Origin of the sequence: Nonomuraea lactucae (assembly GCF_003313395.1) — a bacterium.
Lineage (GTDB): Bacteria > Actinomycetota > Actinomycetes > Streptosporangiales > Streptosporangiaceae > Nonomuraea > Nonomuraea lactucae.
Map to the genome: position 1 here is coordinate 1 of NZ_QNFZ01000235.1, position 7,363 is coordinate 7,363.

Consider the following 7,363-nt stretch of genomic DNA (forward strand, 5'->3'; position numbering starts at 1 on the left):
GGCCCCGCGCCGGGCCCGCTGCGCGGGGCCGTGCCGGGCCCGCTCCGACCCGCAGCTAGGAGGGACCGACCGACCATCCGCCGCCCCGCTGCCCGAGCCGGGCGGCCTCCTCCCGCGCCACCACGAGCGACACCTTCTCCGGCGTCCTCCTGAGCTCGTCCTCCAGCTCCCCCACCACCTTCCGGGCCTGCGCCCGGAGCCGCTGCCGGTGGTGCCGCAACTCGTCGCCGAACCGCCTCGCCGCCGGCCCCACCCACACCGCCGCCGCGGTGAACTGCCCGAACGGCTGGTCCAGCGCTGCCTCCAGCAGCGCCACCCGCTCCCGCACCACGGAGAGCGCCTGCCGCAGCGCACGGTGCCGTGGACTGTCCACGAGCCCTTCCAGGGGCGTCCCGGTCATCTGGCGGTTTACCCATCTCCGCGTTCGGGCTGCGGTGGAGGCCATGTGGTGGAGTATGAGCTCGGGGCGATCGACGCTCGATGGAGGCGATCCTGTTGACACCTGTACGACGCTGCCTGGTCGCCGCGGCGGCACTCCCGGTCCTGGCGGGCTGCGGCGGAACCGACCCGGGCCCGACCCCCGCCCAGGCCGGCGAGACGCTCAGGTCGCACATCAACCAGCTGATGAAGGACACGGGCCTGCCCAACGTAGCGGTCACCGACCCCGGCGGAAGGGATCTCGACTGCGGAGAGAACGGCACCAAGCGGACATACGGTGTGAGATCGACCTTCCGTGGCGAGGATGCCGGGCTCATCGACGAGATGACAGGGCGGCTCACCCAGCGATGGGGCTACAAGGTAGACGCCGTCTTCGCGCCGGAGTCGTACAGAACGGTCCTCAAGCTCGTGCCCTCGCGGACCACCGTCACGCTCGACATGCCCACCAAGCACGAGATCACGGTAGCGGGAGAGACGGACTGCGTGCAGTCCCAGCCTTGAGGAGCGCATCAACCACCATCCCCAGTGATCACTTTCTTCAGGTGTGGGTCCACCGACGAGAGAGACTCCTCAACGCGGTCCTTGGCGCCGGAGAACCTCGTGGCCGCCCCTGACACGAGCTTTCCGAACGCTCTGCGGTCGGCCTCATCCTCTATGCTGCCGTTCTCCTTCAGCCACCGCAGGAAAGCCCCCGTCTTCTCCCGATCCTTGCCGATCTCGGAGAACGGTCGCAGGCGCCCCCGGGCGTCCACGATGAGCGGGTCGGCCGGTGGCTTGAACCTCACCGGCGCCTCCCCCATGGTGTAGCCCTTGGCGACCAGTCCCGCGGCGATCTCGTAGAGCACCGCCCGCGTCTGCGTGATCTCCTTCTCGTTCACAAGGGGCAGCCGCGCCTCGGGCTCCAGGGCGGCGCCCAGACCGTCCTTGATCAGCCAACTGAACGCCATCCAGGCCGCCGCCGAGGGTACCCCGCCGGCCGGCACCACGAGCAGGGCCATGTCCATGCCCTTGTCGAGCGCCTTGGTGAAGGATTCGTAGTCGTCCTTCTCTCTCAGGTCCGCGGTGCCCCGGACGACCTTCATCGCCGCGAACTCCATTCCGGAGACCATTCCCAGACGCGAGAAGACCTGCTCCACGGCGCTCTGGGCCTGCAGGTCGTTCGGGGGCGGGTTGGCGATGCGGGCCTTGTCGAGGTGGACGCCCTCCGTGAAGAGTCGCTGGGTGAGCGCGGCCATGCCCCGGTCGAACGGCTCCATGTGGGCGTTCGTGTCGGTGAACGTCTGCAGGTAGCGGTAGCCGTCCGTCAGGGACAGCCGGAACGCCGGTTCGGTGCCGGGGAGGTTGTCGTCGAACCGGCCGAAGCGGCTGGGTTCGCGGGCGTCGGGATCCATGGCGTCCGCGCTCGCGGCGAACTCCGTGGCGTACGCGCCGCCGATCTCCGCGAGGTGCCTTCTCATGGCGTCGTGGGTGGCGAAGCCCGGCGCCGCGGTGATCACCTCGAACGCGAACCTGGCCGCGTCCGCGCTGTGCGCGCCGTCCCGCTCGTCGTAGGCGCCGGACGCGGCGGCCAGCATGCGGCCGAACGCGCCACTCGTCCGCCCGTCGCCGGACACGTGCCGGCTCAGCATGGTGAGCACCCCGCGCACGCTGGGCCCGCGGTAGGCGGTGAGCGCCGGGACGGCGGGCTGGGTGGTCCAGTGGCGGAGGACGCCGTTCACGGACGAGCGGGCGGCGGCGGGGTCGGCGGCGAGCGCGTCCAGGAACCGGGCCGTGGTGCCCAGGGTGATGTCCTCCGGCCGGGAGGTACGGCTCAGCATGGGCAGGATCACGTTCGCCCGGACCACCGCGGCGAGCCACTCGCTGGGCAGGTCACCCTTGCTGACCAGCCATGACAGCGCGTCACGGTCGGCGCCCTCGTCCCCGCGCCTGAGGTCGTCCATCACCTTGGCGAACCCGGGAGCGCGGCCGCCGGCGACGGTGGCCGCGCCGAACATCCTGCTCAGCTCGCCCAGCGCCTGTTCCTTGGTCGTGACGCCCGCGCTGATGGGCGAGTGGCGGGTGAAGCCGGCGATGTCCCGGGGCAGGGCCAGCGTGCCGGCGGCGCCGAGGCCCGCGAAGAGGGCGGCGGCGAAGTCGCCGTCGCCCCCTCGCCTCAGCATCCGGGCGAGCAGGTCACGGTGGCGCTCCCTGAGGTCGTCGCCGATGACCTTGCCCTCGGCGTCCGTGGTGTACCGCCGGTACAGCGCGGCCAGGGCCGCGCCCTCGCGCCGTGCCTCCTCCCGGGAGACGAACGGCATCGCCGCCTCGTCGTACTCGACCATGCCGGGCAGCCAGTCGGGGACCCGCCCGCGGATGCGTTCGTTGCGGACGCGGAGGCGGCGCACCTGCTCGCCGACCCAGTCGTCGGTCTCCCCGACCGGTCCCAGCGCGGACGCGTTCGCCCCGACCCGGTCGAGTTCGGCGCGGATGGCCCGGGACTGCTCGCCGATGACCTCCTGCGCCCGGCTCATGGCGGTGATGAACGCGTCCATCAGGCCAGGATCGATCCCGGAGAGATCGGGATCGAACGGCCCCGCCCCGGCCGGCAACGGCGACTGCGACACGTGTCGCTCCCCCCTGGCCCCGGTTCTCGGCCCCGGCGCCCGGCCGTACGACTACGTGGACCGACTTTCCCACAGGGGGCGACGAGCGGCCACCGGAACAACGGGGCCGGCCTCGATCCGCCTGGCGAGGCGTGGAGCGGCACCCATGCGGTCGCCACTCGCCTGGTGGTGTCATAGCACTGACCCGTTCGGCCCGGCCGATGTGACGACACCCAGAGGAGACTCCGTTCGATGACCCCGCCTCCCCGCACCCCGTACCAGCGCAAGCAGGACACGCTCGACAGGCTGGCGCGCGACGTCGACGCCTGGGTGGCCACGGCGGACCCGGACACCGGGACTCCGTACCTCGTGCCGCTGTCCTTCCTGTGGGACGGCGAGACCCTGCTTCTCTCCACCCCGGCCGCCAGCCCCACGGGCCGCAACCTGCGGGCCACCGGCACGACCCGCCTCGGCCTCGGCCCGACGCGGGACGTGGTCCTCATCGAGGGGACCGTCCGGTGGTTCCCGGCGACCGAGATCCCGGACGACGTGGGCGACGCGTTCGCCGCCGGGACGGGCTTCGATCCCCGCGCGCAGACCACCCCGTACCTCTACTTCCGCGTCCATCCGCGGCGGGTGCAGGCGTGGCGCGAGGCCAACGAGCTCGACGGCCGCGACCTCATGCGCGACGGCCGCTGGCTGGTCACCTGACCGCGCGCGGCCGGAAGGTCCGGTATTGACGGGCCCCTCGCCGCAATCTATGTTTAGGAAACTTTCCTAAGAATTCTCGCCGCCCCCCAGGAGTCGCGCATGCACGCGAGAACATGGACCGCCGCCGCCGCAACAGTCACCCTGGCCGCCGCGTTCGTCCTCGGCACCGCGCCGGGCGCCATGGCCGCCCCCACCGAGTGCAGCTACCAGCTCAACACCCAGGATCGGTGGGCCACCAGCTACTGCGCCTCCGGAACCGGCGAACACCGCATCCGCGTCATGCAGAAGCACTTCCTGCCCGAGATCGGCCTGATCCCCATCGAAGGGCCGTGGGTACCCGCCGGCAGCACCTCCTTCGCTCGGATCTCCCCCCACCAGACGATCAGCGTGTGGGTCGAGACCCGCGGCTGACACAGCGGGCGCCGGGCGGCCGAGGGGAAACCGTCCGCCCGGCGCCGTCCAACGCCTCACGACGTCAGAACGTCCAGACGTCAGTACGTGTGGTCCGCGGTGACGTCCGCCGACAGGCGCAGAGCACGCTCGGCGGGGGCGCCGCGGACGGCCAGCACGGTCAGGGTCAGCGCGTCGACGACGGCCAGGTGGGCCAGGCGGCTGGCGACGGTCTCCAGGCCGAACACGAGGTCCTGCCCGCCGGCGACCAGCGTGCACGTACTCGTGTCGCTCAGGGGAGATCGGGCGTAGCTCGTGAGGGCGATGACCTCCGCCCCCGCCTCGCGGGCTCGGCGCGCGGCGTCGACCGTGCTGCGGGTGGCGCCGGTGTGGCTGACGGCCAGGCAGGCGGCGGAGGCGGGCAGCTGGGAGGCGGCCAGTTGCGCGGTGATCGGATCGGCCGGCGCGTCCACGATGGAACCGAGCGCGCGCAGGCGGTAGGCGGCGTCCGCGGCCACGGCGCCTGACAGTCCGGCACCGACCACCAGGACCCGGCTCGCCGCGTCGAGCGTGCGCGCCGCCGTGCGCAACCGCTCCACGGGGAGGGTGGCGGCCAGCCCGTCGAGGGCTTCCCGCGCGGCGCGCACCGTGTCGGCGAGCGCGCGGGCGGCGGGGTCCTGATCGCGGGACGGTCCGGGGGCGGGGATCTGGCGGGCCGCGACGATCTTCAGCTCATGGAATCCGCGGAAGCCCAGGCGCTGGCAGGCCCGCACCACGGATGACGGCGCGGTGCGGGCGAGCGCGGCGACGTCGCTGACGCTCAGGTAGACCAGCTCCGCCCCCTTGTCGAGGATCACCTGCGCCACCCTGGCCTCGGTGTCGCGCAGCCCGGGCAGGTGCGCGCGGACGTGGGCCGCGAGCTGGGGCCCGGCTGCGGAACGTTCTTCCATGGATATAGAGTACCGGGGAACTGTGTTCCACGCCTCGTTGGGGAGCGTCACATGCCCGGGAACGTGTCGTCGGCGGGCACGGCCGCCGTGCCGGCTGTGGTGCTCGCCGCGGCGCTGCTGCACGCGGTGTGGAACGGCCTGGCGCACAGGGTGACGGACAAGCTGGCCGGGTTCACTCTGATGAACCTCGCCACCACCGCGTGCGCCGCCCTCATGGTCTGCTTCACCCCGGTGCCGGACGCGGCGGCGTGGCCGTTCATCGTCGCGTCGGCGGCGCTGCAGGCGGTCTACCAGGTCCTGCTGCTGCGGGCCTACCAGCTCGGCGACTTCGGCCAGATGTACCCGATAGCCCGCGGCACGTCGCCCCTGCTGGTGGCCGTGGTGTCCACCACCCTCCTCGGCCAGTCACTCTCGGCCGAGAGCCTCGTCGGGGTGGCGGCGATCTCCTGCGGCCTGGCCGGCCTGGCCCTGACGGACGGCCTCCCCGGCCGCGCCCAGCTTCCGGCGCTGGCCGCCGCGGCCGGGACCGGCGTGGTGATCGCCGCCTACACGATCGTCGACGGCGTCGGGGTGAGGCATTCGGACACGGTCACCGGCTACATCGCCTGGCTCTTCCTCTGCCAGGGCCCGGTCATGCCTCTGATCGCCTGGGCCAGGCGCGGTCGCCGGCTCACCGCCCGGCTCCGGCAGGTGCGGTGGCGCGGCCTGACCGGCGGGGTGCTGTCCCTCGTCGCGTACGGGCTCGTGGTGTGGGCGCAGGCCCGCGGCGACCTCGCCACCATCGCGGCCCTGCGGGAGACCAGCATCGTCATGGCCGCGCTGATCGCCACGCTGATCTTCCGGGAACGCTTCGGCTACCGGCGGGTGCTGGCCAGCGCCACGGTCATGGCCGGCATCGTCATCCTCGAACTCGCCCAGCCCTGACGGTCCACGGCGGGACCCGTACGGGTGCCGGACCCGCTCACACCGCCTCGAGCTTGACCGGTGTCCGCCCGAGCAGCTCCCGGAGGGCCTTGGCGACGTCGGCGGGGGCTTCCTCGGCCATGAAGTGACCGCAGGTGACGGTGGTGTGCAGCAGGTCGGGGGCCCAGGCGCTCCACAGCGCCGCCGCGTCGAAGCCGAGGGCCGCGCCCCAGTCCTGCTGCAGCACGGTGACGGGCATCCGCAGCCGGCGGCCGGCGCGCAGGTCCTCCCGGTCGTGGTCGACGTCGATCCCCGCGGAGGCGCGGTAGTCGGCCACGATCGAGGGCACCGCGTCGCGGCAGGCGTGCAGGTAGGCGGCGCGGACATCAGCCGGGACAGCCTCCGGGTCGTTGGTCCAGACGTCGAGGAAGTGGCCGAAGAACGCGTCCGCGCTGGCGGCGATCATCCGCTCGGGCAGGCCGGGGGGCTGGGCCATCAAGTAGAGGTGGAAGCCGACGGCCGCGCCGGTGCCCTGCATCACCTGCCACATGTCCAGGGTCGGCAGCACGTCCAGGCAGGCCAGATGTGTGATCCTGTCCGGGTGGTCGAGCGCGGCGCGGAAGGCGACCAGGGCGCCGCGGTCGTGCCCGGCCAGCGCGAAGCGATCGTGCCCCAGGGCGCCGGCCAGGGCGACGATGTCGGCGGCCATGGTGCGCTTGGCGTAGGTGGCGGCGCCGGTCTCGGCGGGTTTGTCGCTGGCGCCGTAGCCGCGCAGGTCGGGGCAGATCACGGTGTGGTCGGCCGCGAGGTCGGCGGCGACGTTCCGCCACATCAGGTGGGTCTGCGGGAAGCCGTGCAGCAGCACGACGGGAGTGCCCGAGCCCGCGACGGCCACGTTCAGGCACACGCCGTCGGCGACGGGGACACGCTGATAGTCGAATCCGGCGATGGCAGGCGTCATCGTTCCAGCCTTTCCGTAGGTGACGATCGCCGCGTGGGTGACGATCGGTGATGAGACGCCGCCAGCCTGCCCTGCGCGGATGAGCACCGGATGAGCACCGGATGAGCGCGGTCGAGCGCGGTCGAGCGCGCTATAGCGTGGCCCCGGGGGCGGGGCCGTGCCCCGGGAAGGGTGGTCGAGGGTGCGGGTCGGGTTCGGGGTGCTGGGGCCGGTGACGGCCTGGGACGGCGCCGGAGGCGCGATCGCGTTGAAGGGGCCGCGGCACCGCGCGGTGCTGGCCCGGCTGATCGTGGCGCGCCGCCGCGTCGTCCCGGTCACCCGGCTGGTGGAGGATCTGTGGGTGGATCCGCCGCCGGGCGCGGTCGAGGCGGTGCGCACCTTCGTGGCCGCGCTGCGCCGTGCGCTGGAGCCCGAGCGCCCGCCCCGCG

9 protein-coding genes are annotated in these 7,363 nt (G+C 72.9%); 5 read left to right on the plus strand and 4 right to left on the minus strand.

The annotated features are described in order from the left end of the window. Nucleotides 1-55: 55 nt before the first annotated feature. On the minus strand, nucleotides 56-400 hold the full coding sequence (locus tag DQW85_RS14565) for a hypothetical protein (RefSeq protein WP_113700844.1): 345 nt from the start codon (nucleotides 398-400) through the stop codon (nucleotides 56-58). A 95-nt stretch (nucleotides 401-495) separates the two neighbouring features. On the opposite strand from DQW85_RS14565, the gene DQW85_RS14570 reads away from it, so the two are divergent. Further along, the gene (locus DQW85_RS14570) at nucleotides 496-939 is read left to right on the plus strand and encodes an iron-containing alcohol dehydrogenase (protein ID WP_162794985.1); all 444 of its coding nucleotides are present in this window, start codon (nucleotides 496-498) and stop codon (nucleotides 937-939) included. A gap of 8 nt (nucleotides 940-947) precedes the next feature. On the opposite strand, the gene DQW85_RS14575 is transcribed toward DQW85_RS14570, so the two are convergent. After that, nucleotides 948-3,041, minus strand: a complete 2,094-nt coding sequence (locus DQW85_RS14575; RefSeq protein WP_113700846.1) for a hypothetical protein — start codon at nucleotides 3,039-3,041, stop codon at nucleotides 948-950. 231 nt (nucleotides 3,042-3,272) lie between these two features. On the opposite strand from DQW85_RS14575, the gene DQW85_RS14580 reads away from it, so the two are divergent. Further along, nucleotides 3,273-3,731, plus strand: a complete 459-nt coding sequence (locus DQW85_RS14580) for a pyridoxamine 5'-phosphate oxidase family protein (RefSeq protein WP_113700847.1) — start codon at nucleotides 3,273-3,275, stop codon at nucleotides 3,729-3,731. A gap of 99 nt (nucleotides 3,732-3,830) precedes the next feature. Further along, nucleotides 3,831-4,142, plus strand: coding sequence for a hypothetical protein (locus DQW85_RS14585; protein ID WP_113700848.1), 312 nt, complete (start codon nucleotides 3,831-3,833; stop codon nucleotides 4,140-4,142). Between the two features lie 80 nt (nucleotides 4,143-4,222). Here DQW85_RS14585 and DQW85_RS14590 read toward each other — a convergent pair whose 3' ends face one another. Then, the gene (locus DQW85_RS14590; protein WP_113700849.1) at nucleotides 4,223-5,071 is read right to left on the minus strand and encodes a MurR/RpiR family transcriptional regulator; all 849 of its coding nucleotides are present in this window, start codon (nucleotides 5,069-5,071) and stop codon (nucleotides 4,223-4,225) included. A 51-nt stretch (nucleotides 5,072-5,122) separates the two neighbouring features. On the opposite strand from DQW85_RS14590, the gene DQW85_RS14595 reads away from it, so the two are divergent. After that, a complete protein-coding gene (locus tag DQW85_RS14595) occupies nucleotides 5,123-5,995 on the plus strand; it encodes an EamA family transporter (RefSeq protein WP_113700850.1) in 873 nt (290 codons plus the stop codon). 37 nt (nucleotides 5,996-6,032) lie between these two features. Here the strand turns inward: DQW85_RS14595 and DQW85_RS14600 are convergent, their stop codons facing one another. Further along, complete coding sequence (locus DQW85_RS14600; protein WP_113700851.1) at nucleotides 6,033-6,935, minus strand: alpha/beta fold hydrolase; 903 nt, start codon at nucleotides 6,933-6,935, stop codon at nucleotides 6,033-6,035. A 181-nt stretch (nucleotides 6,936-7,116) separates the two neighbouring features. Between DQW85_RS14600 and DQW85_RS14605 the strand changes: the two genes are divergently transcribed. Next, the coding region (locus DQW85_RS14605; RefSeq protein ID WP_162794986.1) for an AfsR/SARP family transcriptional regulator at nucleotides 7,117-7,363 on the plus strand (247 nt) is incomplete at its 3' end.